This is a genomic window from Polaromonas sp., assembly GCF_030689685.1.
Taxonomy (GTDB): Bacteria; Pseudomonadota; Gammaproteobacteria; order Burkholderiales; family Burkholderiaceae_C; genus Polaromonas.
In genome coordinates, this window is the sequence record NZ_JAUYEY010000046.1 from 1 (window position 1) to 22,992 (window position 22,992).

The following is a 22,992-nucleotide window of genomic DNA, read 5'->3' on the forward strand; positions in this document are numbered from 1 at the left end:
CCAGCGCGCGCAGCGTCACGTGCCAAGCTCGATCACAACGCTGCGCCTGCTGCTGAGCGTCGCACTCGCAAGCGCCCTGGGTCATTGCCCGCATTGCCATTGGATAAGTCCGAGACTAAACTTATGACACAGTAAGACTACAAATCCGTCCGCAATTTCCAGATCTCCGGAAACAACACCACATCCAGCATCTTGCGCAGGTAACTCACACCACTGGTGCCGCCGGTGCCGCGTTTGAAGCCGATCACGCGCTCTACCGTGGTGACATGCCGGAAGCGCCAGAGGCGGAAGGCGTCTTCGAGGTCGGTGAGCTCTTCGCCGAGCTGGTACAGGTCAAAGTACTGCTTGGGGTCGCGGTAGACCACCAGCCAGGCCTGCTCGACCGCATCGCTTTCAACATAGCCCTGGGTCCAGTCACGCTGCGTGTGGCTGGCCGGCACGGGCAGGCCGCGTCTGGCCAGCAGGCGCAGCGCCTCGTCGTACAGCGAGGGTGCTTCAAACGCGGTTTGCACCTGCGCCAGCAGATCGGGCCGGTGTGCGTGTGGCTTGAGCATGGCGGCGTTTTTGTTGCCCAGGGCAAACTCGAGGCAGCGGTATTGCGCGCTCTGAAAGCCGCTGGAGTTGGCCAGGTAGGGACGGATCGCACTGTACTCAGGCGGCGTCATGGTGGCCAGCACGTCCCAGGCGTGCACCAGCTGCTCCATGATGCGGCTCACGCGCGCGAGCTTCTTGAAGGCGTCACCGAGTTCGTCGCTTGCCACATTGGCAATGGCCGCGCGCAGCTCATGCAGCATCAGTTTCATCCACAACTCGCTGGTCTGGTGTTGCACGATGAACAGCAGCTCGTCGTGTGCGGGCGACAGCGGCTTTTGCGCACCCAGTATGGCGTCGAGCTGCAGGTAGTCGCCGTAACTCATGTCGCGGCTGAAGTCGAGTTGCGCTTTTTCGTCGGCGACGATTTTCTCGGGGATGCTCATGTCATGTCACCGCGTGTTTCTGGTTGAATTCAGGCTTTTGCCACTCGGCGGTTTCCAGCACCTGCAACAAGTGCTCCACCGCATGCCAGACGTCTTCAAAGCCGATGTACAGCGGTGTAAAGCCGAAGCGCAGGATGTCCGGCTGCCGGCCGTCACCGGACCCGGCGCGGAAGTCGCCGAGCACGCCGCGCGCAATCAGCGCCTGCACGATGGCGTAGGCGCCTGAGTCACCGTCGCCGGGCCGCCCCAAGACGGTGACGGCCCCCTCGGGGGGCAGCGACCCGCGAAGCGGCGGAGCGTGGGGGCCTTGGCTCCTGCTCAGGCAGACCTGTGAGCCGCGTTGCGCATGGTCGCGTGGCGTGACCAGGCCCAGGCCATGGCCGGCACAACGTTCTTCAACCAGCGTGATGAACAGGTCGGTCAGCGCCAGCGACTTGCTGCGTAGCGCGTCCATGCCGCCCACGGCTTCGGCAGCACCAAAAACATCAAGCCCGCATTCGAGTGCGGCCAGGCTCAAGATCGGCTGCGTGCCGCACAAATAACGCGTGATGCCTGCCGCAGGCCGGTAGTTGGGCGTGAATGCAAACGGCGCCGCGTGGCCCCACCATCCCGAGAGCGGTTGGCGGAAGCGGTCAGCATGTTGGGGCTTCACCCAGACAAAAGCCGGCGCGCCCGGCCCGCCATTGAGGTATTTGTAGCCGCAGCCAACGGCAAAGTCTGCTTGGGCAGCGTGCAGATCAACCGGCACCGCGCCAGCGCTGTGCGCCAGGTCCCACACCGTCAGACAACCAGCCGCATGTGCAGCGGCCGTCAACGCTGCCATGTCATGCATCGCACCCGTGCGGTAGTTGACATGGGTCAGCATCAGCACGGCGGCGGCTTTGTCCAGCGCGTCCAGGATGCCTTCGGGCTCAACCAGCCGCAGGTTATAGCCACGCTCGCGGCACAGGCCTTCGGCAATGTAGAGGTCAGTCGGAAAGTTGCTGCGTTCACTGACGATGACTTTTTTGCCCGGCGCCTCCTCTGCGGCCATGCTGATGGCTGCGCTGAGCACCTTGTAGAGGTTGATCGAGGTGCTGTCGGTGACCACCACCTCGCCGGGGCCTGCACCAACGAGCGCGGCGATCTTGTCGCCCAGGCGCTGCGGCAGGTCAAACCATCCGGCGCTGTTCCAGGAGCGGATCAGGTCCTGGCCCCATTCTTGTGTAATGACCTCGGCCACGCGCGCAGCTGCGGTTTTGGGCAACACGCCCAGGGAGTTGCCATCCAGGTAAATCACCCCTTGAGGCAGAGTGAACTGGTGGCGTAGTTCGCGCAGGGGGTCTTGTGCATCGAGTGCGCGGCAATCTTGTTGGGTGGTCATGGTGTTTTCGGTTTTTACTCCCTCGCCCCTGTGGGGAGAGGGCGGGGGTGAGGGGCCAGCTCGCGCAATTCACGAAGAATTGCTCGCACAGGCGAAGCATCGGCCTGCATCAGTTTCAGCGGCAGCGCAATCAGCTCGTAGTCGCCGGCGGGCACGTCGTCGAGCACCAGGTTTTCCAACACGCGCAAATCGTGTTTGAGCAGCATGTGGTGACTTGGCAGATCGGGGCTGGTGGACGGGTCCACGCTGGGCGTGTCGATGCCGATCAATGCTATGTTTTTAGTAGCTAACAACGCAAGCGTGGCAGGGGCCAAGGCCGTAAATGATGCCCAATCCTGGCTGGCGACCACAGACGTACGCAGCAGCACACGCGGTGGCATGTCCTGCAAGGCATGGGCAATGTGCTGCGGCTCGACCAGCGGCCCGCAGTCCAGGCAGTGGATCACGCGGCAGGGCCCGAGGTAAGGTAGCAAATCCACCGCCCCAATCGCTGGCGCGCCGTTGGCATAGTGCATGGGCGCATCGGCATGCGCACCGGTGTGTGGCGACAGGGTGAGGGTGTTGACGTTGACCGGGCAGTCAGGCGACAGCGCAAAGTGCAGCTTCTGTGAGTACGCCGCGTCGCCCGGAAACACGGCGGCGTGTTCGTCCACGGCGGGCGAAATGTCCCAGATCCGGCGCTGCAAAGTTGTCATGGTTTTGAAGTTATCACCACCAAAAAACTGTGGTGTCGGTTATTTCCAACAGACGCCGAAATACATCGCTGCGGCGCCACTACCCGCTCGGCGGTACATTCTCAGGCTGCGTGCCGATACACGCGTGTACACGACTCTTCAACAACCATTCGAGGTAAAACATGAATTCAGGCGACAGGGGCAAAGTGGCATTGGTGACCGGCGCGGGCACCGGCATTGGCAAGGCGGTGGCGCTGGCCTTGATACGTGAGGGCTACCGCGTGGCTTTGGTGGGGCGCCGTGTTGAGCCTTTGAACCAGGTGGCAGCCGAGTCTGGCAGCGACGCTGCGCTGGCCGTTCCTTGCGACGTCAGCCAGCCAGAGGCGGTGCGCGCGGCTTTTGACAAGGTGTCGCAGACCTTTGGCCGGCTGGACCTGCTGTTCAACAACGCCGGTGTCGGTGCGCCACCGGTGCCCATGGAAGAGTTGACGTTCGAGCAATGGAAAAACGTGGTCAACATCAACCTGACCGGCTCTTTTTTGTGTGCGCAGCAGGCAATCCGGCTGATGAAGGCCCAGTCCCCCCAGGGTGGGCGCATCATCAACAACGGCTCAATTTCAGCCCATGCGCCGCGCCCCCACTCGGCGCCCTACACGGCAACCAAACATGCGATCACCGGTCTGACCAAATCGATCTCACTCGATTGCCGCCACTTCAACATTGCCTGCGGGCAAATTGACATTGGCAACGCGCAGACCGAGATGGCTGCACGCATGGCCAAAGGCGTGCCGCAGGCTAACGGCGAGGTGGCGATTGAGCCGCTGATGGACGTCAACCATGTGGCCGACGCGGTGGTTCACATGGCAGCCCTGCCGCTGGCCACCAATGTACAATTCATGACCATCATGGCCACAAAAATGCCGTTTGTCGGGCGTGGCTAAAAGGTCAGGGCAACTGGCCCAGCAGCAAAAACTCCATCAGCGCCTTTTGCACGTGTAGTCTGTTTTCAGCCTCGTCCCAGACCACCGACTGCGGCCCGTCAATCACATCGGCCTCAACTTCCTCGCCCCGGTGCGCCGGCAGGCAGTGCATGAACAGTGCATCAGGTTTGGCGGCCTTCATCATCTCGCTGTCCACACACCATTCGGCAAAGGCCTTTTTGCGCGCTTCGTTTTCGGCCTCGTAACCCATGCTGGTCCAGACATCGGTGGTGACCAGATCGGCGCCGGCGCAGGCCTGCATCGGGTCCTTGAAGACCTGGTAGCTGTCGGCAGAGCGGATGCCTGCCACCGACTGGTCAACTTCGTAGCCGCTGGGCGTGCTCAGGTGCACCTTGAAGCCGAGGATTTCGCTGGCCTGCAGCCAGGTGTTGGCCATGTTGTTGCCGTCGCCGACCCAGGCCACCGTCTTGCCTTTGATAGAACCGCGGTGTTCGATGTAGGTGAAGATGTCGGCCAGGATTTGGCAGGGGTGAAACTCGTTGGTCAGGCCGTTGATCACCGGCACGCGCGAATGCTCGGCAAACTGGTCAATCTTGGTTTGCTCGTAGGTGCGGATCATCACCAGATCGACCATGCGGCTGATGACCCGGGCGCTGTCGGCCACCGGCTCGGCACGGCCGAGCTGGCTGTCGCCGGTGGTCAGGTGCACCACGCTGCCGCCTAGCTGATACATGCCAGCCTCAAAACTGACGCGGGTGCGGGTGGAGGCTTTCTCGAAAATCATGGCCAGGGTGCGGTCCACCAGCGGCTGGTGTTTGTCGTAGGCCTTGAATTTTTTTTTGATCAGCGCCGCGCGCTCAAAAATATAGGCGTATTCGGCGGCGTTGAAGTCGCTGAATTGCAGGTAATGGCGGATTTCCTGGCCCGCTGCGGCGCTCACGGCTTTTCTCCGAGCAACTGCTTGATCAGCGGGCACAGGATGGCGACGATTTCGTCGGCTTCCGCCTCGGTCAGGATCAGCGGCGGCACCAGGCGGATCACGGTGTCGGCGGTCACGCTGAGCAGCAGGCCGTTGTCGGCAGCACGTTTGAGAATTTCCCCGCAAGGTTTGGCCAGGTCGATGCCCAGCATCAGCCCCAGGCCGCGGATCTCGCGCACGCCGCCAGACTTGAGCTCAGCCGCCAGCTCGCGCGTCAGCCCGGCTTTCAGGTTGGCGCCCACCTGGGCCGCATGGGCCAGCAGGCCGTCTTCTTCCATGATGCGTATCGTCTCGATACCAGCCCGCATGGCCAGCGGATTGCCGCCAAAGGTGGTCCCGTGGTTGCCCGGGCCAAAAATATGGGCGGCTTTCGGGCCCGCCACCACCGCGCCAATCGGCACGCCTGAGCCCAGGCCTTTGGCCAGCGGCATCACGTCGGGCTTGATGCCGGCCCACTGGTGGGCGAACCATTTGCCGGTACGGCCCATGCCGCACTGCACCTCGTCGATCATCAGCAGCCAGTCGTTCTGGTCGCACAGCGCGCGCACCTGCCGCAGGTAGTCGGCGCTCATCGGGTTGATGCCGCCTTCGCCCTGAATCGCTTCAAAAAACACCGCAACCACGTTCGGGTTGTCGGCGGTGGCCTGCTCGAGCGCCTTCACGTCGTTCAGCGGCACGCGGATAAAACCCTCGACCAGCGGGCCAAAACCGGCCTGAACTTTTGGGTTGCCGGTGGCGCTCAGGGTGGCAATGCTGCGGCCGTGGAAGGCTTTTTCATACACCACAATCTCAGGGCGGTTGATGCCCTTGTCGTGACCAAACTTGCGGGCCAGCTTCAGTGCCGCTTCGTTGGCTTCCAGGCCGGTTGAGCAGAAAAACACGTTTTCCAGGCCTGATAGCTCGACCAGTTTGGCCGCCAGTATTTCCTGGCCGGGCACATGGTAGTAGTTGGAGCTGTGGATGATTTTTGCGATCTGGTCTTGCAGCGCGGGCACCAGACGCGGGTGGTTGTGGCCCAGGGTGTTGACAGCAATGCCGCCCAGGCCGTCCAGGTACGCCTTGCCATTGACATCCCAGACACGGCAGCCCTGGCCATGCGACAGCGCTATCGGCAGGCGTCCGTAGGTGTTCATCACATGCGGGGAGGCGGCTTCGATGTGGGCGGGCAGGGCAGTGGTCATGGGAAAAACTCCGGGAGCGTGGCAAAAACAGGAGGCTGCGGGTGATGCGGCAGGTCTGAAGTGATTTTAGGCGCAGGCCTTGCAGCCTTTTGTGACGATGCTGCATCACAGCGATGCGCCGACCGGTGCTTTGAAAATCGGTCTCAAGTCTTATATAAGATAGAATCATTGTGCACTGCAGCATTAGGCGATATCCCCGTCTTTGGCAGGCGACACACCTTCAACCCGATGGTCTCCAACTCCGCCAAAGAAGTCTTTATCCAGGGCGTCACCCGCGACGGCAAGACCTTTCGCCCCAGCGACTGGGCCGACCGGCTGTGCGGGGTGATGAGCCAGTTCCGACCCGGCGGGCCACAACCTGGCAGCCACCTGACTTATTCACCGTGGTGTGTGCCTACCGTGATCAACGGCGTCAAATGCGTGGTGGTCAACAGCGAGCTGCGCGAGGTCGAGCCCATGGCTTGGGACTTTGCAATCAACTTCGCGAAAGACAACGATCTGCAAATGGCCGAAGCCTGTTTGCTTCCGGACAAGCCATAAAGCTACTGCGCAGGCACGATGCGCCGCTGCGTCCGGACTGAAGCGGGAAACAAAAAAGCCGTCTTGCGACGGCTTTTTTGCTTTGCTGGCAGCGCACCCTGCGAAACGGCGGACTGATCAGATCAGTCCGGGCGATGGACCTGAGTGATCAGGCCGCTTTGGGGGCGGCGAGGGCGAGGACCTTCACCTTGGTTGACAGGCGGCTCTTGTCGCGAGCGGCCTTGTTCTTGTGGAAGATGCCCTTGTCGGCAATCGTGTCCACAATGCTCTGCGCCTTGGCGAAGAGCTCGGTGGCTTTGGTCTTGTCGCCGGCGATGACAGCTTTTTCGACGTTTTTCACGGCGGTGCGGTACTTCGAGCGCAGCGAGGTGTTGGCGGCGTTGAGTTTGGTGTCCTGGCGGACGCGTTTGCGGCCTGAGGCCAGGCGGGGGTTCTTTTTCTTGGGTTTGGCGGTAGCCATAATTAATTCCTTTAATCCGGGGAGGAGTTCGGCGGATGATGCTTAGCAAAGCCTTCCATTATACCCCCACGCTCCCCACTGCGTGTGGTCGCTGCCCCCCAAGGGGGCGCGGCCCCTGCTTGAAAAATACCGGTTCATGGATCGGCGGGGTTCTTAAACCAGCCGGGGCCGCAGAACCGGCTCCGCCGGGCCGCAGGCGCAGCGGCCCCCTCGGGGGGGGCAGGGAGTTACACGAAGTGAACGACCGTGGGGGCACTACTGTATGGGCCTTAAACTCCCGCTGTGTCACTTTTCAAAGCCGCCTCCACCGTTTCCCTGTTGACCCTGGTGTCCCGGATCACCGGCTTGGTGCGCGAACTGCTGATGGCCTCGACCTTTGGCGCCAGTGCCATGACCGACGCCTTCAACGTCGCTTTCCGCATCCCCAACCTGTTTCGCCGGTTGTTTGCCGAAGGGGCGTTCAGCCAGGCCTTTGTGCCGGTGCTGGCGGCCAGCCATGCCAAAGACGGTGAAGCCGCCACCAAACTGCTGATCGACCGTGTCGCGACCCTGCTGACCTGGGCGCTGCTGTTGACCTGTGTGATCGGCGTGGCGGCGGCGCCAGTCCTGGTCTGGATGATGGCCAGCGGCCTCAAGCAGGACCCGCGCGGCTTTGAGGCTGCCGTTTTCATGACGCGCTGGATGTTCCCCTACATCGGCTTCATGTCGCTGGTGGCCCTGTCGGCCGGCATCCTGAACACCTGGAAGCGCTTCGCCGTGCCGGCCGCCACACCGGTGTTGCTGAACCTGTCGATGATAGGCGCCGCATGGCTGGGCGCGCCCTGGTTCAAGGCGCAGGGCATCGAGCCGATTTACGCCATGGGCGCGGGTGTGATGCTGGGCGGCCTGCTGCAACTGTCGATTCAGATCCCGGCACTGTTGAAAATGGGGTTGCTGCCCAGGATCGGCCTGAGCCTGACGACCATCCGCCTGGCCTGGGCCGATTCGGGCACCCGCAACATCGCGCGCCTGATGGTGCCGGCCCTGCTGGGCGTGAGCGTCGCGCAGGTCTCGCTGCTGATCAATACCCAGATTGCCTCGCACATGGTGCCGGGCAGCGTCAGCTGGCTGACCTACGCGGACCGCCTGATGGAGTTCCCGACCGCCATGCTGGGTGTGGCGATCGGCGTGGTGCTGATGCCGCAACTGGCTGCGGCCAAGGCAGCCGACGACGCCGATAAGTATTCCGCCATGCTGGACTGGGGCCTGCGCATCGTGGTGCTGCTGGCGGTGCCCAGTGCGGTGGCGCTGCTGACCTTTGCCCAGCCGCTGGTCGCCACGCTGTATCACTATGGGGCGTTCACCGACCGGGATGTGCAGCAGACCACCACGGCGCTCATGGGATACGGCGCCGGCCTGGTCGGGTTGGTGGCCATCAAGGTGCTGGCGCCGGGCTTTTACGCCAGCCAGGACATCCGCACCCCCGTGAAGATTGCGGTGGTGGTGCTGGTGATTACACAACTGCTGAACCTGGCGCTGGTGCCGTTTTTCCAGCACGCCGGGCTGGCGCTGGCGATCGGCATAGGCGCACTGATCAATGCCGTGTGGCTGCTGCTGGGTCTGCGCAAGCGCGGCAGTTACCGCCCGGCACCCGGCTGGGGGGTGTTTGCGCTGCAGGTGCTCGCAGCCAGTGCCCTGCTGGCGGTGTTTTTGCTGTGGTCGGCGCAGGCCGTCAGCTGGACCGGGCTGCGGGCCGAATCCTTTAAGAGAATCGGGCTTCTGGCCCTTGTCCTGTTTGCCTCGGCTGCTATCTATTTCGGAGCGCTCTGGGCTGCTGGCCTGAAAATTCGCAAGCTCATGCGCCGCTGAAGTGCCGGTAACGGCTGGTAAACACCTGGCACTCGCCTCGCCCGCCGGTTTGTGAGAAAGTAGCGCCATGTCCCTCAATCTCGACGTACCGTCGCCGCTGCAATACTTTGCCAGCCTGGTTCAGAGCGACGAGCATTTTCCGTTGCTGGAAGCGGCCATCAGCCTGGCCCAGGACGAGTACCCCGACCTCGACGTGCAGCAGGTGCTGGGCGATGTGGACCAGTTGCTGGCCCGCCTGAAGCGCCGCCTGGCGGCCGACGCCTCCCCGCTGCAGCGCCTGCGGGCGCTGAATCAGTTCTTCTTTCGCGATCTGAACTTCGGTGGCAACATCAATGACTACTACGACCCGGACAACAGCTACCTGAATGCCGTGCTCCGGACCCGCCGCGGCATTCCGATCTCGCTGGCGGTGCTGTGGCTGGAGCTGGCAGCCGGCGTGGGTCTCAACGCACGTGGTGTGGCTTTTCCTGGTCACTTCATGGTCAAGGTCAACCTGCCCAAGGGCCAGGTGGTGATCGACCCCTTCAGCGGCCACTCGCTGAGCCGCGAGGAGCTGTCCGAGCGGCTTGAGCCTTTCCGGCAGCGCAGCGGCTTGGTCGATGAATTTGAGGTGCCTGTCGGCCTGTATTTGCAGTCGGTGCCGGCGCGAGACATCATCGGGCGCATGCTGCGCAACCTCAAGGAAATTCATAAAACCCAGCAAGACTGGGTGCGGCTGATCGCGGTGCAGGACCGACTGATCGTGTTGTTGCCGCAGGCATGGTCCGAGTACCGTGACCGCGGCATGGCGCTGGCTGAACAAGGCGAGGCCGGCCGTGCCGTGCCGGACCTGGAAACCTACCTGAATCACGCCGAAGATGCGCTGGACCTGGACGGGGTGGCGGATCGCCTGGCCCGCTTGCGGCGCCAGAAAAGCTGATTCGCAGCGAGCGAACGTGGGGCTCTATCCCCGCTTCAAAAACTGGGGAATCTGCGGGCCATCGGTGGTCCGCGTGGTGCGTGCCAGCGTGGGTTTGACGACCGGTTTCGCGGGTGTAGCTGGCGTGCGGCCTGCGCTCAGCGTGGACAGGCGCCCGCCCGGCACCATGGACTCCTGGGCTGGCATCAGGCTGTTGGGCAGCGCGCCCCGGTGCCTGGAGACCACCTCTTCGGAAACGGTTTTTGGCAAAACGGCGGATTTCGGCGCCAGCGTGCGTGTCGGCGGAACCAACACCGTGCTGCCGTCATTGGCAGCTTGGGGCGGGTAAAGCTGGGGCCTGAGCCACTGCAATATCGGCGCCCATTGCGCCAGGTCAGTGGCGGCCTGCTGGGGCTGCAGGTCAAAAATTGTCAGCCCGCGTTCCAGGCTGCGCACATAGAGCTGGGTTTCGCGCAGCACTCCCAGAAACGGCACGCCCAGCGACTCCGACCACTCGTCCAGCGTCTGCGCGGCGTTGGTGCGCGCATCGATGCGCATGCCGACCACTGCCAGTCGGCAGCGCCCGCTGGCCACGCGCGGCATGCTCATCAGCTCCGCATGGCAGGCCTGGGCCGACTCGCGGTCAAACATCGAGTTGCAAACCGGCATCACGATGGCGTCAGCAAACATCACCACCCGCGCCAACTCGAAGCCGTGCATGCCGCCGGGGGTGTCGAGCACCACATGGGTGATGCCGGTCGGCACGCGCAACATGTTTTTCTGGTCCACCGCCCACGGCGCGATGGGTGGCAGGGCAGCATCGCGCCGTTTCAGCCAGGCGCGGGCCGATTGCTGGCGATCCACATCGCCCAGCATGACCGAACTGCCGTTGCGCGCGCACCAGGCCGCGATATGGGCGGCGAGCGTGCTTTTGCCACTGCCTCCTTTGCGGTTGACGACTGCGATGACCGGCATGACTGCTCCATTCGGAATGAATTGAACAGTTTGATACAAATAGGACCAAAAGTCCAGTATGCCCAATGGCTACCTGTACGGGCAGCTAGTATTTTTGTAGCAAAAACCGCAGGCCAGTAGGGGCGCAGGCGCCCAGTGGGCACGACGGCCAGCAACACCCGCCTTGAGGCTGAGGCGCACGAGATCCGACGCCAAACCTGCCAGATTGAATTAAAAGTGTGGATAATACACACCATGACGAGCGCAGACCTCATTAAACGCATGCTCAAAGCCGGGTGGGTGCTGCGTGGCGTCAAGGGCTCACACCATGTATATGTTCACCCGCAACGCCCCGGCCATGTGACGGTACCGCACCCGCGCAAAGACCTGGGCACCGGCTTGTTGCACAAACTGTTGAAGCAAACTGATTTGAGCGTTTGACGCTGACGAGAGGACATTTTATGCACTACCCCATCGCTGTTGAAACGGGCACCGGCACCCAGGCCTATGGTGTCGTCGTGCCCGATCTGCCTGGCTGCTTTTCAGCGGGCGATACGCTGGATGAGGCCATGGACAACGCCAAAGAGGCGATTGAGTTGTGGCTGGAGGTAGCGATTGATGACGGCATGGCCATACCTCAGCCCGGTGCCCTGGCCGATCATCAGCGCAACCGCGATTTCAAGGGCTGGACCTGGGGCCTGGTGACGGTGGACCTTGCCTCGCTGTCCGACAAGGCCGAGCGCATCAACATCACCTTGCCATCCCGTGTGCTGCGCAGGATTGACCAGGCGGCGAAGGACGCAGGGGAGTCGCGGTCGGGGTATATCGCACGGCGGGCGCTGGCTTGATTTAGGCTGGAAAAGTCAGATGGGATTTTTTGGAATCAGGACCGCTGGGGACATGCTTAACAAGCTTGAGAACGAATATGGGCGCTTCAAATCCGACTTTTCAGACGAAAATTTGTATAACTTTTTCGTAACGGCTAACCATTTGAAGGACTATCTCAGGAACACGGATGCGGTGACTCAACGCATTCTCGACAACTTTGCTTCCGACCAGGACATCAAAGACAGCATGGATTTATGTGACAAGGCTAAACATCACACGTTAACCAAGCGTCCCAATCCAACGACGTGGACGTGGAGTGGCGAAATTGGTGGAGCCCCAATTGGCGTGCTCGCGATAGGAGAGGGCGACAAACGGGTACTGTTCAGCGGCACTCGCGATATCGATGTGGATTGGCTTGCAGATCGGGTGATGCTGAAATGGCGCGATTTTTTCGCGCTTCACGGCCTTGCTAACCAAGCCTAATTGACAGTCACAGCGGCGCCGTCGCCTTTGGCCGCAATCACGCCAATTTCATACACCTGCTCGCCAGAATCGCGCAGCGTGGCCGCAGTTGCCGCGGCGTGGGCAGCAGCTACCACCACCACCATGCCAATGCCATTGTTGAAGGTGCGGTTCATCTCGAAATCGGAGATGGCGGCAGTGGCCTGCAGCCAGGCAAACAACTCGGTTTGTGGCCAACTGCCTTTTTTCAGGTGGGCGGCCGTGCCTTCGGGCAGCACGCGCGGGATGTTTTCGAGCAGGCCGCCGCCGGTGATGTGAGCGAGCGCCTTGATCGGGTGGACCGCCAAGGCCGCCAGCACGTTTTTGACGTACAAGCGGGTCGGCTCCATCAGGGCTTCGCGGAAGGGCTTGCCATCGAGCGTGGCGGGCAGGTCGCTGCCGGCGCGCTCGATACATTTGCGGACCAGGCTGAAACCGTTGGAGTGAACACCACTGCTGGCCAGGCCCAGCACCACGTCACCGGGCGTCACGTCTCGGCCCGTCAGGATTTTCGACTTTTCGACGGCGCCGACAGCAAAACCGGCCAAATCGTATTCGCCCTCGGGATACATGCCGGGCATTTCGGCAGTTTCGCCGCCTATCAACGCGCAGCCACTGAGTTCACAGCCTTTGGCGATGCCGCCGACCACGGCGGCGGCGGTGTCCACGTCCAGCTTGCCGCAGGCAAAGTAGTCGAGGAAAAACAGCGGCTCGGCACCCTGCACCAGCACGTCATTGACGCTCATGGCGACCAGGTCGATGCCCACGGTGTCGTGCATCTTCCATTCAAAGGCCAGGCGCAGCTTGGTGCCGACGCCGTCGGTGCCGCTGACCAGCACCGGCTCCTTGTAACGCTTGGGCACCTCAAACAGCGCGCCGAAGCCGCCTATCCCCGCCAGCACCCCTTCGCGCATGGTTTTTTTGGCCAGCGGCTTGATGCGTTCAACCAGGGCGTCACCAGCGTCAATGTCAACGCCGGCGTCTTTGTAGTTCAGGGGGGAGGAAGAGGAGGTGGTCATTGCAGCTTGGTGGGTAACGGCTTCGGACGGGCACCAAGCCCGATAGAATGAAAGCCAAGATTCTAAGGGTTCACCCCAGACGGCTGTATGCAATTTACTCCCCCCTCCCAACTTGCGGCCGCTTGTTGCCCGGTTCTGGCGCTGGCGGGAAGGGCAGGTCGTCCATGAAACAGATTGCGCTGGACATCGGTCTGGCCTCGCCGCCTTCGCTGGTCAATTTTTTTGCCGGCCCGAACGAGGCGGCGCTCAAACACCTGGAACTGTGGGCTGGCAACAGCTTGCGTTCCCCGGTGCCGACCTACCTTTGGGGCGAGCCCGGCAGCGGCAAGACCCATTTGCTCAAGGCCGTCAGCGAGGCGATGCGCGAGCAGGGTGCGGCCATCGGCTGGCTGGATGCGACGGTGCTGGAACCGCCTGAATTCAACGAAAGCTGGGCCGCCGTCATCCTTGACGACTGCCATCTGTACACGGCGGTGCAGCAGCAGGCCGCTTTCAACTGGTTCGTCAATGCGCTCAATGCCCCCGACGGCCATCCGCGCTGGGTGCTGGCGGCTGGTGCCGCGCCGCCCGCAGACCTGTCTTTGCGCGAAGACCTGCGCACGCGCCTGGGCTGGGGCCATGTGTTTGCGCTACAGGCCCTGACAGAGCCGGAACGCCGTGCCGTGCTGCGCCAGGAGGCGGATGCGCGCGGCGTGTTTTTGAGTGATGAGGCGATGGATTTCATCCTGAGCCGCTTTTCGCGCGACCTCGGCAACCTGATGCAACTGCTGGACCAGCTCGACGGGTATGCGCTGCAGACCCAACGCGCCATTACCATTCCCTTGATCAAGTCCATGCTGGAGAACCTTTGACTTTGAAACTGGCATTGTTTGACCTCGACCACACGCTGATCCCCTTCGATTCCGATTACGAATGGGGCGAATTCACCATCGCGCTGGGCTGGTGCGACGGTCATGAGTTCAAACGCCGCAACGCTGAATTTTTTGCCCAGTACCAGGCCGGGACGCTCGATATCCATGACTACGTCAGGTTTGCCACGCAGGCGATCCGCGAGCAGGGCGCTGCAAATTCGATAGCTGCCCACGCCCGTTTCATGCGGGAAATCGTGAAAAAAGGCATCAAGAATTCGGCCCAGGCTCTGGTTCGCCAGCACCAGGCGGCGGGCGACGAGGTCGTGATCGTCACCGCCACCAACGAGTTCGTGACGCGGCCTATCGCGGCGGCCTTCGGCGTGACGGAATTGATTGCGGTCGAGCTGGAGCGTGACGCCGGCGGCCAACCGACCGGCGCCATCCGCGGCACGCCGTCTTTCCGAGAGGGCAAGGTGACCCGGGTCCAGCAGTGGCTGGCTGACCGTGGAGGGGACTGGGACACGGTCGAAACCACGTTTTATACCGATTCCCTCAACGATCTGGCCCTGCTCGAAAAAGTCACACATCCGGTGGCCACCAACCCCGACGAGCGCCTGCGCGCCATCGCCGTGACGCGCGGATGGCGCATACTTGAGCTGTTCTAACTGCCGGGGACTGCGGCCCTTGCCCTGCAAGCGCGGCCGGCCCGGAAAAATCTCCTGATTCAATGATCAAAAAATTTATCGACAAGCTGTTCGGCAAGCCCGCCAGCGCCACCCGGTCCAAAAAATCAGTTTTCGGCGAGCGCCGCGATGTCGGCCCCCAGGACCATGCGATTGATCCCAAGCTGGTGGACGAACGCGCGATGGACGTGGTGCATACCCTCAAGCATGGCGGCTACGAGGCTTACATTGTGGGCGGCGCGGTGCGCGACCTGCTGGTTGGTTTGCGTCCGAAAGACTTTGACGTGGCCACCGACGCCACGCCCGAGCAGGTCAAGGGCCTGTTTCGCCGCGCCTTCATCATCGGCCGGCGTTTCCGCATCGTGCATGTGGTCTATGGCCGTGGCCGCGAGCATGAAGTGATCGAGGTCTCTACCTTCCGCGCGCACCTCGACAGCAGCCTGGCCGAGCAGGTGGGTGGTAATGAGCGCACCAGCAAAAGCGAGTTGGCCGGCATGAAACACGCCGTTGATGCCTCTGGCCGCGTGCTGCGCGACAACGTGTGGGGGCCGATGGAAGAAGACGCCGCCCGCCGCGACTTCACCATCAACGCCATGTATTACGACCCGGAAACGCAGATTGTTGTGGACTACCACCACGGCATCCGCGACGCCAAGAAAAAAATCATCCGCATGATCGGCGACCCGGCCACGCGCTACCGCGAAGACCCGGTGCGCATCATCCGCGCCGTGCGGTTTGCCGCCAAGCTCAGCGCGCTGGGTTTCAAGTTTGAAGACAAAACGGTAGAACCCCTGCGCAAAATGAAAACCCTGCTGGCCGATGTGCCGCAGTCGCGCCTGTTTGACGAAATGCTCAAGCTGCTGCAAACCGGCCACGCGCTGGCCAGCATCGAACAGCTCAAGTTTCTGGGGCTCAACACCGGCATCTACCCGCTGCTGGATGTGGTGGTTGATACCGCCGAAGAGCCGTTTTTGCAGCTGGCCCTGCTCGACACCGATCGCCGCGTGGGCGAAGGCAAACCGGTCGCGCCCAGTTTTTTGCTGTCTTGCGTGTTGTGGGCCGATGTACGCACCGGGTGGGAGCAACGTCTGCAGCGCGGTGAACACATCATGCCCGCGTTGCAGGACGCGATTGACGACGCCTTCAACGCCAAGATCGGTGATGTCTCGGGGCGCGGCAAGCTGGGCACCGACATGCGCGAGATCTGGACCATGCAGCCGCGTTTTGAAAAGCGCACCGGCAGCTCGCCTTACTCGCTGCTGGACCAGCCGCGCTTTCGCGCCGGTTTTGACTTTTTGCGGCTGCGCGCACAGACCGGCGAGATTGATCTGGAGCTGTCCGAGTGGTGGGAAAAGTTCAGCACCGCTTACGACGACGAGCGCCACGAGATGATCGAGCAGATGCGGCTGGCGCAATCGCAAAAGTCGCAGTCGCCGCGTACCCGCGTCAAACGGAGCGAGCCCGACACGCCCCGCGCGGCAAGCCCTGGCACCGGCCAGCCCGCCGCAGAGGGCGACCGCCTGCCCGCTGTCCAACCCGGCCAGAGCAGCGAGCCGGGCGAATTCGGCGATGCAGCGCCCGCCAAAAAGCGCAGGCGCCGCCGCAAGCCAGGCAACCGCGAAGGCGGCGCCGTGTCGGCCAGCCCACCGTCTGACACACCAGGCGACTACTGAGACCGCGACATGCCAGCCGGTGGTCCCCGGAGTGATGCCGCGCTGCCGGTCAGGGTTTATGTCGCCATAGGCGCCAACCTGGGCGATGCACAGGCATCGGTGCACCAAGCCATACACGCGCTGGACAAACTACCGCAGACCCGCTTGGCACAAAGCTCCAGCCTGTACCGCACCGCGCCCATTGTCAGCGGTCCGATTGACCCCGCGGGACCGGATGCAGGGCTCGATTACATCAACGCCGTGGTTGCGCTAGACACCGCCTTGCCCGCCCTGGAGTTGCTGGCGCAACTGCAGGCGCTGGAGCAAGCCGCCGGACGCGAGCGGCCGTACCAAGACGCGCCACGCACGCTGGACCTCGATCTGCTGTTATATGGCAAGAGCCGCATTGATTCATCACGACTGACGGTGCCGCATCCGCGCATGTGGCAGCGCGCTTTTGTGCTGGTGCCGCTGGCGGAGATTGCGCCCGAGCTGGTTCCGCCTGGGCAGTTGGATGCGGTGGCCGCGCAGGCCGCGCAGGCCATCACACGGCTCGACCTTGGCGCGTGATGGAAGGCGATCAGGGCGCCAGCCGTTCACGCAGCCAACCGCCCCCGTCCTGCGGCGTGTAACGCAGCCGGTCATGGAGCCGGCTTCTGCGGCCCTGCCAGAACTGCCATGCGTCAGGCACCAGGCGGTAGCCACCCCAGTGCGGCGGGCGCGGCGGCTGTAGCATAAACTTGACGCCATATTTGGCGGCATTGGTCACCAGCACACTGCGGCCTGAGATCACCTCGCTTTGCGGGCTGGCCCAGGCACCGATGCGCGAGTCCAGTGGCCGGCTGTGGAAATACGCATCGCTTTCCTCAGCTGATACTTTTTCAACCACGCCTTCGATACGCACCACGCGCTCAAGCTCGACCCAGTGAAACTGCAAGGCGGCAAAGGCGTTGCTGGCCAGTTCGCGGCCCTTGCGGCTGTCGTAGTTGGTGTACCAGACAATACCGCGCTCGTCATAAGCTTTGATCAGCACCAGGCGGGTGGAGGGGCGTCCGTTGTCAGCCACGGTGGCCAGCGTCATCGCGTTGGGCTCGGGCACTTGGCCGCTGATGGCTTCGTTCAGCCATTGATCGAACTGCTTCATGGGGTCGGCGTTTGACGCTTCTTCATTCAGTTCGGCACGTTCGTAACTCTTGCGCAGGTCGGCGATGTTTTGGGTGGGCTCTGACATACTGGAAGTATAGGTAGTCCACCATGCCCCTGTCCCCATCTCCTGTATCTTCCTCGCCTTCGGCATTGCCCACCGTCATCGTGCTGGCCGCCGGGCGCGGTGAACGTTTTATCGCCAGTGGTGGCAACACGCACAAGCTCGAAGCTTTGCTCGCGGGCAAGCCGGTGCTGCAGCATGTGCTCGATGCGGTGCAGGCCAGCGGGCTGCCACACCATGTGGTGCGGGCCGATGCTTCGCGTCCCGGCATGGGTGACTCGATTGCCGAGGGGGTGCGGGCCACGCTTGATGCGGCGGGCTGGCTGATTTTGCCGGGCGATCTGCCGCTGGTGCGCAGCGACACCTTGCGGGCTGTGGCTCAGGCGCTGGCGCAACACGCGGTGGTGATTCCGTCGTACCGGGGCGTGCGCGGCCACCCGGTCGGGTTTTCCGCCGATTGCCGTGACGCTTTGCTGGATTTGAAGGGAAATCAGGGGGCAGCCCTCGTCGTTCGTGCGTGGGCAGCTATCAATTCAGTAGCAACTCTGGCGCTGGACGATGCCGGTGTGGTGACGGATATCGATACGCTGGATGATCTGGCGCACGCCGAGAGGCTGCTGGCCGCGCGCTGATTGGTTCTATTCAAGCAGGGGCCGCGGAACCGGCTTTGCCGGGCCGCAGGCGCAGCGGCCCCCTCGGGGGGCAGGGAGCTACACGCAGTGAGCGACCGTGGGGGCTAACTTATCACCGCACACGCCAGGCGCGGGCCGGCATTGCCAGTCGGCTGGGTTTTATAGTCGTCGGGGTCGCGGTGAACAATCAGGCCCTTGCCCACAATGTTGTTGGCACCGCTGCCCACGGTGATGGTGGACGACTCAAAGCTGAAGCGGGCTACGCCGTTGGCGTCGGCTTTCAAACTGGGCAAATCACCGGCGTGGTGTATGCCCGTGCCATGGTTGCCGTGCGGTGCGCCGGCCGGGTTGAAATGGCCGCCGGTGCTCATGCCGTCGCCGCTGGAGCAGTCGCCTTTTTCATGCACATGAAAGCCGTGCTCCGCATTGGGCTTGAGGCCGCGCACCTCGCCGCTGACCAGCACCTTGCCACCGGCCTGTACAAAACTGGCGTTGCCGCTGGTGCTGTTGCCGGTGGTGGCTTGAAGCTGGGCACCCGCGCGCGGTCCGCTGGGTGCGCTGGCGCAGGCGCTCAGCAGGGTGGCGGTAGCGATCAGGATCAGGTGATTTTTCATGCTTGTCTCCGGACGGGTTGATTGGATGTGATGTATCAACTTTAGGCTTCTGGATGATCGCTGGCAATCACTGTTTGCGTTTTTGACAATTTGAGCAGGCGCGCCAGGGTGGCGTCGGAGATACCGTGATCGCGCAGGCTCTCCAGCGTCTGGTGCGCGTAGTCATGGGTGGTCCCGTAACGGCCGCAGGCGTCGGAAAATATTTGCCGGTAACGCGCCTCGCTGAGCTCGCCAGTGAAGTTGGGGCTGCGCCGCGACAGCGTGAAAGCCAGTGCCTGCACCGGTCCTTTGTCGGTCGTGCAGCGCAGCGAGCGCGGGTCATACACCCCGGTCACCATCTCGCGCAGCCAAAGTTTAGCAACTACCTCTGGCACCCGGTGGCGCGGCACGCGGTAGACCACGCCGTGGCAACTGCCGCCAGAGAGCAGCGCAAACACCAGGCCGGGGCACTCGGGCGTGCCGCGGTTGATGCGGCTCCACATTTTGAGCGCGCGGTGCCAGCCGTGTACCCTGGCGCGCCGCTGCTCGGTAAAGTCGAAATCAGGCCGCCAGATCAGGGAGGCATAGCCGAAAATCCAGAGGTCCTCCTTGCCGCCCCACTGGTGCAGAAAACGCTCCAGCATGGGGGCGGGATCGCGAAGGGTTTGCAGGCCGTCAGGCAGGAGAGTGTCCACACGCACACTTTACAATGACCCTGGGATTTGCGCATCCTTCCAGCTCACCGCAGGTGCCGGTGGCCAACCTTTTTCCGGAGATTTCCTGCATGTTTTCACAATCGGACGATGAGCAGCAGGGCTGGGTGCTGGGCCTGGTGTTCGGCCTCATCGCGCTGGTGGTCGCCGTGGTGCTGGGCCTGGCCATCAGCCGTGTCGGGGCTTCGCGGCCGGACCTGCCGCCTTCGGCCGCAGCGCCTGCACCGGCTGCTGTTGTTGTACCTGTGTCCGCTGGTGCCATTCCTGTTGTCGTGCCGGCTTCGGCGGCGCTTTCGGCCCAAGCCGTATCCGACGCCGCCAGCATCACGGTGGAGTATGGTGTTGTGAAGTTTTACTTCGCCTCTGGTGAGGCCGAACTCGCAGCCGGTGCGGCTGAAGCCCTGGTCGATGTGATCAAGGGCGTGCGCGGCGGCAAAAAAATCGTCATCTCCGGGTTTCACGACACCAGAGGAAACGCAGTGCGCAATGCCGAGCTGGCCAGGCAGCGCGCGCTGGCTGTGCGCGAAGCATTGATGGCGGCGGGTGTAGCCGATCACCAGATCCGCCTTGAGAAGCCTGTGCAAACGGCAGGCACGGGCAGCGACGCCGAAGCGCGCCGGGTCGAGATTTCTCTGCAATAGCTGAAGGGCGGCTCGCGGTAACCGTTTCGTACCCGTGGCTTTGCAGGGACTTGCCAAGCAAGTAGGATGGAAGAAGTAATAAAGTTACAACGCACACCAGGTACACCGCCCCATGACCCTCCATCCCATCGTCGCCCAGGTCACCGAAAAAATACGCGAGCGCAGCCATGCCCGCCGCAGCGATTACCTGCAGCGGCTGGACGGCGCCGCCACCCGCGCCATCAGCGTGGACCGCATGGGCTGCGGCAACATTGCGCACGCGGTAGCTGGCATGCCGCTGGACGACCGCTTCAAGGTGGTCACGCAGCGCGCACCCAACATTGGCATCGTCACCGCCTACAACGACATGTTGTCGGCGCACACGCCACTGCAGCCCTACCCGGACCTGATCAAGCGGGAGGCGCGGCTGCAGGGCGCCACCGCCCAGGTGGCTGGCGGCGTGCCCGCCATGTGCGACGGCGTGACGCAGGGCACCGCCGGCATGGAGCTGAGTCTGTTCAGCCGCGACGTGATCGCCATGGCCACGGCCGTGTCCCTGAGTCATGACATGTTTGACGCCGCGCTGATGCTGGGTGTGTGCGACAAGATTGTGCCGGGCCTGTTGATAGGCGCGCTGCATTTTGGCCACCTGCCGACGGTGTTTGTGCCGGCCGGGCCCATGCCCTCGGGCCTGCCCAATAAGGAAAAAGCCCGCGTGCGCGAGCTCGCGGCGCAGGGGCTGGTGGGGCGTGACGAGCTGCTGGACGCCGAGCTCAAGAGTTATCACAGCCCCGGCACCTGCACGTTTTACGGCACGGCCAACAGCAACCAGATGCTGCTGGAAGCCATGGGCCTGCATGTACCGGGCACGGCCTTTGTGAACCCCGGCGGGGCCCTGCGCGATGAGCTGACGCGCGAGGCGGCGCGCACCGTGCTGGGCATCGTCAAGTCGTCAAAGCGATTTGCACCTATCGGGCGTATTGTTGATGAGCGCGCCATCGTCAACGCGATGGTCGCGCTGCTGGCCACCGGCGGCTCGACCAACCACCTGATCCACTGGGTGGCTGTCGCACGTTCGGCCGGCATCTTGATCGACTGGAACGATTTTTCCGACCTGTCGGATGTTGTGCCCCTGCTCACGCATGTGTATCCCAACGGCAGCGCCGATGTGAACCAGTTTCAGGCGGCGGGCGGCACCGGCTTTGTGATCCGCGAGCTGTTAGACGCCGGCTTCATGCATGAGGATGTGCTGACGGTGCGCGAAGGCGGCATCCGCGAGTACACGCGCGAGCCGGAAATGGTCAATGGCAAGCTGGCCTGGATTGATGCGGGTGCGTCGAAAGACGACACCATCGTGCGGCCTGCCAGCCGGCCTTTCAGCGCCAGCGGCGGCCTCAAGCTGTTGCAGGGCAACCTGGGGCGCAGCGTGATCAAGGTGTCTGCCGTGCCCGATGACCGTCACGTCATCGAAGCGCCTGCGCGGGTGTTTGATTCGCAGGAGGCCCTGCATCTGGCCTTCAACGCGGGGGAGCTGGACTGCGATGTGGTCTGTGTGGTGCGCTGGCAGGGGCCGCAGGCCAACGGCATGCCCGAGCTGCACAAACTCACACCGCCGCTGGCGGTGCTGCAGGGCAAGGGCTACAAGGTGGCGCTGGTCACCGACGGGCGTATGAGCGGCGCCTCGGGCAAGGTGCCGGCGGCGATTCATGTGTCGCCCGAGGCCGCCGTCGGCGGTCCGCTGGCGAAAGTGTGCGACGGCGATGTGATCCTGTTGGATTCGATCAGCGGCATATTCGAAGTCAAGGTGCCAGCCGCCGACTGGGCTGCCCGCGAGCCTGCCGTGATGCCCGAGGCGCTGCGCGCGGCCAACGGCCTGGGCATGGGGCGTGAACTGTTTGCGGGCATGCGGCGCAACGCGCTGACCGCAGAAGAAGGAGCTTTGTCGTGGACTTGAAAATGGATGGCGCTGCCGGGCCGCTGACAGCCTTGCAGGTGATGCAGGATGCCGCGGTTATTCCGGTGATTGTGCTGACCGATGTAGCGCATGCTGTGCCGCTGGCGCGTGCGCTGGTGGCCGGTGGCATACGCATGCTCGAAGTGACCCTGCGCACGCCACAGGCGCTGGCCTGCATCGAGGCGATTGCGCGTGACGTGCCCGAGGCGGTAGTCGGCGCCGGCACCGCGCGCAGCGCCGCCGATGTGCAGGCCTGCGCCATGGCTGGCGCGCGTTTTATCGTGAGTCCGGGCTACACCCACGCGGTCGGCACAGCCTGCCGCGATGCGTACTTGCCGCTGCTGCCCGGTGTGGCCACCGGCAGCGAGATCATGGCGGCGCAGGAAGACGGGTTCACCGAGCTGAAGTTTTTCCCCGCCCTGCAGGCCGGTGGGCTGGCCATGCTCAAGGCGTGGAATGGGCCCTTTGGCGACGTGATGTTTTGCCCCACGGGCGGCATCACCGCCGCCAACGCGGCGGAGTTTTTGGCGCTGCCAAACGTGGCCTGTGTGGGCGGCTCGTGGCTGGTGCCGGCTGACGCGCTGGCGCGCGGCGACTGGAATCGGGTCAGAGAGCTGGCGCGGCAGGCGGCTGGCTTGCCGAGATAGCACTCTTTGTACGTCGAATTGGCCTCTAGCCCTTGACCAGTGGGCGTAAGATGCTATTGAATTCATAGCGTTTCTTGGGTGTTCTTCGCGCGGCAGTGGTGTGCCTGCTGGCCGGGGGGTGCCCGGCGGCAAGTAACTTCCTTTTGCTTCACCAAAAGAAAGTGAAAAGGCGACCCGATGGTCTGGGTCCCCTGCGCTGCGCTTCAGGGCAACCTGCGGTGCTCGGTAAAAGCGGGGTCTCGCTCGAACTCGCTTCGCTCAGACAATCGCGAGCCGC

At 63.1% G+C, this 22,992-nt stretch carries 26 protein-coding genes; 15 read left to right on the forward strand and 11 right to left on the reverse strand.

What is annotated here, in order from left to right:
• Positions 1-137 precede the first annotated feature (137 nt).
• The 3 genes from kynA to kynB are packed head-to-tail and all read right to left on the reverse strand — an operon-like array spanning position 138 to position 3,035.
• Positions 138-977 carry a tryptophan 2,3-dioxygenase gene (gene kynA, locus Q8O29_RS11175; protein WP_305562770.1) on the reverse strand — a complete coding sequence of 280 codons (840 nt, stop codon included), beginning with the start codon at positions 975-977 and terminating at the stop codon, positions 138-140.
• A 1-nt stretch (position 978) separates the two neighbouring features.
• Entirely contained in the window at positions 979-2,340 is a 1,362-nt protein-coding gene (gene kynU, locus Q8O29_RS11180; protein ID WP_305562772.1) for a kynureninase, read from the reverse strand.
• Positions 2,341-2,354: 14 nt separating this feature from the next.
• On the reverse strand, positions 2,355-3,035 hold the full coding sequence (gene kynB / locus Q8O29_RS11185; protein ID WP_305562774.1) for an arylformamidase: 681 nt from the start codon (positions 3,033-3,035) through the stop codon (positions 2,355-2,357).
• Between the two features lie 161 nt (positions 3,036-3,196).
• Between kynB and Q8O29_RS11190 the strand changes: the two genes are divergently transcribed.
• Positions 3,197-3,955 carry an SDR family oxidoreductase gene (locus tag Q8O29_RS11190; protein ID WP_305562776.1) on the forward strand — a complete coding sequence of 253 codons (759 nt, stop codon included), beginning with the start codon at positions 3,197-3,199 and terminating at the stop codon, positions 3,953-3,955.
• A 4-nt stretch (positions 3,956-3,959) separates the two neighbouring features.
• Here Q8O29_RS11190 and argF read toward each other — a convergent pair whose 3' ends face one another.
• A complete protein-coding gene (argF, locus tag Q8O29_RS11195) occupies positions 3,960-4,895 on the reverse strand; it encodes an ornithine carbamoyltransferase (protein ID WP_305562778.1) in 936 nt (311 codons plus the stop codon).
• Complete coding sequence (locus tag Q8O29_RS11200) at positions 4,892-6,115, reverse strand: aspartate aminotransferase family protein (protein ID WP_305562780.1); 1,224 nt, start codon at positions 6,113-6,115, stop codon at positions 4,892-4,894. The genes argF and Q8O29_RS11200 overlap by 4 nt, the downstream gene beginning before the upstream one ends.
• A 228-nt stretch (positions 6,116-6,343) precedes the next feature.
• Between Q8O29_RS11200 and Q8O29_RS11205 the strand changes: the two genes are divergently transcribed.
• Positions 6,344-6,655, forward strand: coding sequence for a DUF3579 domain-containing protein (locus tag Q8O29_RS11205; protein WP_305562782.1), 312 nt, complete (start codon positions 6,344-6,346; stop codon positions 6,653-6,655).
• A gap of 148 nt (positions 6,656-6,803) precedes the next feature.
• On the opposite strand, the gene rpsT is transcribed toward Q8O29_RS11205, so the two are convergent.
• Positions 6,804-7,115: a 30S ribosomal protein S20 gene (gene rpsT / locus Q8O29_RS11210; protein ID WP_305562783.1), complete on the reverse strand. Its 312-nt coding sequence runs from the start codon at positions 7,113-7,115 to the stop codon at positions 6,804-6,806.
• A gap of 282 nt (positions 7,116-7,397) precedes the next feature.
• On the opposite strand from rpsT, the gene murJ reads away from it, so the two are divergent.
• Both murJ and Q8O29_RS11220 read left to right on the forward strand, forming a co-directional pair.
• Positions 7,398-8,963 carry a murein biosynthesis integral membrane protein MurJ gene (gene murJ / locus Q8O29_RS11215; protein WP_305562785.1) on the forward strand — a complete coding sequence of 522 codons (1,566 nt, stop codon included), beginning with the start codon at positions 7,398-7,400 and terminating at the stop codon, positions 8,961-8,963.
• A 67-nt stretch (positions 8,964-9,030) separates the two neighbouring features.
• On the forward strand, positions 9,031-9,882 hold the full coding sequence (locus Q8O29_RS11220; protein WP_305562787.1) for a SirB1 family protein: 852 nt from the start codon (positions 9,031-9,033) through the stop codon (positions 9,880-9,882).
• A 24-nt stretch (positions 9,883-9,906) separates the two neighbouring features.
• Here Q8O29_RS11220 and Q8O29_RS11225 read toward each other — a convergent pair whose 3' ends face one another.
• Positions 9,907-10,836: a ParA family protein gene (locus Q8O29_RS11225; protein ID WP_305562789.1), complete on the reverse strand. Its 930-nt coding sequence runs from the start codon at positions 10,834-10,836 to the stop codon at positions 9,907-9,909.
• Between the two features lie 234 nt (positions 10,837-11,070).
• Here Q8O29_RS11225 and Q8O29_RS11230 point away from each other — a divergent pair, with 234 nt between their 5' ends.
• Genes Q8O29_RS11230 through Q8O29_RS11240 form a run of 3 tightly spaced genes read left to right on the forward strand, consistent with a single transcriptional unit; the run spans position 11,071 to position 12,126 of the window.
• On the forward strand, positions 11,071-11,256 hold the full coding sequence (locus Q8O29_RS11230) for a type II toxin-antitoxin system HicA family toxin (protein ID WP_305562791.1): 186 nt from the start codon (positions 11,071-11,073) through the stop codon (positions 11,254-11,256).
• A 20-nt stretch (positions 11,257-11,276) separates the two neighbouring features.
• Positions 11,277-11,663, forward strand: coding sequence for a type II toxin-antitoxin system HicB family antitoxin (locus tag Q8O29_RS11235; RefSeq protein ID WP_305562793.1), 387 nt, complete (start codon positions 11,277-11,279; stop codon positions 11,661-11,663).
• Between the two features lie 52 nt (positions 11,664-11,715).
• The gene (locus Q8O29_RS11240; protein WP_305562795.1) at positions 11,716-12,126 is read left to right on the forward strand and encodes a hypothetical protein; all 411 of its coding nucleotides are present in this window, start codon (positions 11,716-11,718) and stop codon (positions 12,124-12,126) included.
• Here Q8O29_RS11240 and purM read toward each other — a convergent pair.
• A complete protein-coding gene (gene purM, locus Q8O29_RS11245; RefSeq protein WP_305562797.1) occupies positions 12,123-13,163 on the reverse strand; it encodes a phosphoribosylformylglycinamidine cyclo-ligase in 1,041 nt (346 codons plus the stop codon). The two genes, Q8O29_RS11240 and purM, sit on opposite strands and share 4 nt — an antisense overlap.
• 164 nt (positions 13,164-13,327) lie before the next feature.
• Here purM and hda point away from each other — a divergent pair, with 164 nt between their 5' ends.
• The 4 genes from hda to folK all read left to right on the forward strand — a co-directional run bounded on the left by hda (position 13,328) and on the right by folK (position 16,919).
• On the forward strand, positions 13,328-14,014 hold the full coding sequence (gene hda / locus Q8O29_RS11250) for a DnaA regulatory inactivator Hda (protein ID WP_305562799.1): 687 nt from the start codon (positions 13,328-13,330) through the stop codon (positions 14,012-14,014).
• 2 nt (positions 14,015-14,016) lie between these two features.
• Positions 14,017-14,679: an HAD family phosphatase gene (locus Q8O29_RS11255; RefSeq protein WP_305562980.1), complete on the forward strand. Its 663-nt coding sequence runs from the start codon at positions 14,017-14,019 to the stop codon at positions 14,677-14,679.
• Positions 14,680-14,741: 62 nt separating this feature from the next.
• Complete coding sequence (gene pcnB, locus Q8O29_RS11260) at positions 14,742-16,370, forward strand: polynucleotide adenylyltransferase PcnB (protein WP_305562801.1); 1,629 nt, start codon at positions 14,742-14,744, stop codon at positions 16,368-16,370.
• Between the two features lie 9 nt (positions 16,371-16,379).
• Complete coding sequence (gene folK / locus Q8O29_RS11265; protein WP_305562803.1) at positions 16,380-16,919, forward strand: 2-amino-4-hydroxy-6-hydroxymethyldihydropteridine diphosphokinase; 540 nt, start codon at positions 16,380-16,382, stop codon at positions 16,917-16,919.
• A gap of 10 nt (positions 16,920-16,929) precedes the next feature.
• Here the strand turns inward: folK and pdxH are convergent, their stop codons facing one another.
• Entirely contained in the window at positions 16,930-17,580 is a 651-nt protein-coding gene (gene pdxH / locus Q8O29_RS11270) for a pyridoxamine 5'-phosphate oxidase (RefSeq protein WP_305562805.1), read from the reverse strand.
• A gap of 23 nt (positions 17,581-17,603) precedes the next feature.
• Between pdxH and Q8O29_RS11275 the strand changes: the two genes are divergently transcribed.
• Positions 17,604-18,188: a nucleotidyltransferase family protein gene (locus Q8O29_RS11275; RefSeq protein ID WP_305562807.1), complete on the forward strand. Its 585-nt coding sequence runs from the start codon at positions 17,604-17,606 to the stop codon at positions 18,186-18,188.
• Positions 18,189-18,292: 104 nt separating this feature from the next.
• Here the strand turns inward: Q8O29_RS11275 and Q8O29_RS11280 are convergent, their stop codons facing one another.
• Both Q8O29_RS11280 and Q8O29_RS11285 read right to left on the reverse strand, forming a co-directional pair.
• Entirely contained in the window at positions 18,293-18,802 is a 510-nt protein-coding gene (locus Q8O29_RS11280; protein ID WP_305562809.1) for a superoxide dismutase family protein, read from the reverse strand.
• A gap of 41 nt (positions 18,803-18,843) precedes the next feature.
• Positions 18,844-19,476 carry a gamma-glutamylcyclotransferase gene (locus Q8O29_RS11285; RefSeq protein ID WP_371134217.1) on the reverse strand — a complete coding sequence of 211 codons (633 nt, stop codon included), beginning with the start codon at positions 19,474-19,476 and terminating at the stop codon, positions 18,844-18,846.
• A gap of 89 nt (positions 19,477-19,565) precedes the next feature.
• On the opposite strand from Q8O29_RS11285, the gene Q8O29_RS11290 reads away from it, so the two are divergent.
• The 3 genes from Q8O29_RS11290 to eda all read left to right on the forward strand — a co-directional run bounded on the left by Q8O29_RS11290 (position 19,566) and on the right by eda (position 22,715).
• Positions 19,566-20,135 (forward strand): OmpA family protein, encoded by a 570-nt coding sequence (locus Q8O29_RS11290; protein ID WP_305562984.1) that lies wholly within the window; start codon positions 19,566-19,568, stop codon positions 20,133-20,135.
• A gap of 112 nt (positions 20,136-20,247) precedes the next feature.
• Positions 20,248-22,068 carry a phosphogluconate dehydratase gene (gene edd / locus Q8O29_RS11295; RefSeq protein WP_305562811.1) on the forward strand — a complete coding sequence of 607 codons (1,821 nt, stop codon included), beginning with the start codon at positions 20,248-20,250 and terminating at the stop codon, positions 22,066-22,068.
• Between the two features lie 2 nt (positions 22,069-22,070).
• Positions 22,071-22,715 carry a bifunctional 4-hydroxy-2-oxoglutarate aldolase/2-dehydro-3-deoxy-phosphogluconate aldolase gene (gene eda / locus Q8O29_RS11300; RefSeq protein ID WP_305562986.1) on the forward strand — a complete coding sequence of 215 codons (645 nt, stop codon included), beginning with the start codon at positions 22,071-22,073 and terminating at the stop codon, positions 22,713-22,715.
• Positions 22,716-22,992: the final 277 nt, after the last annotated feature.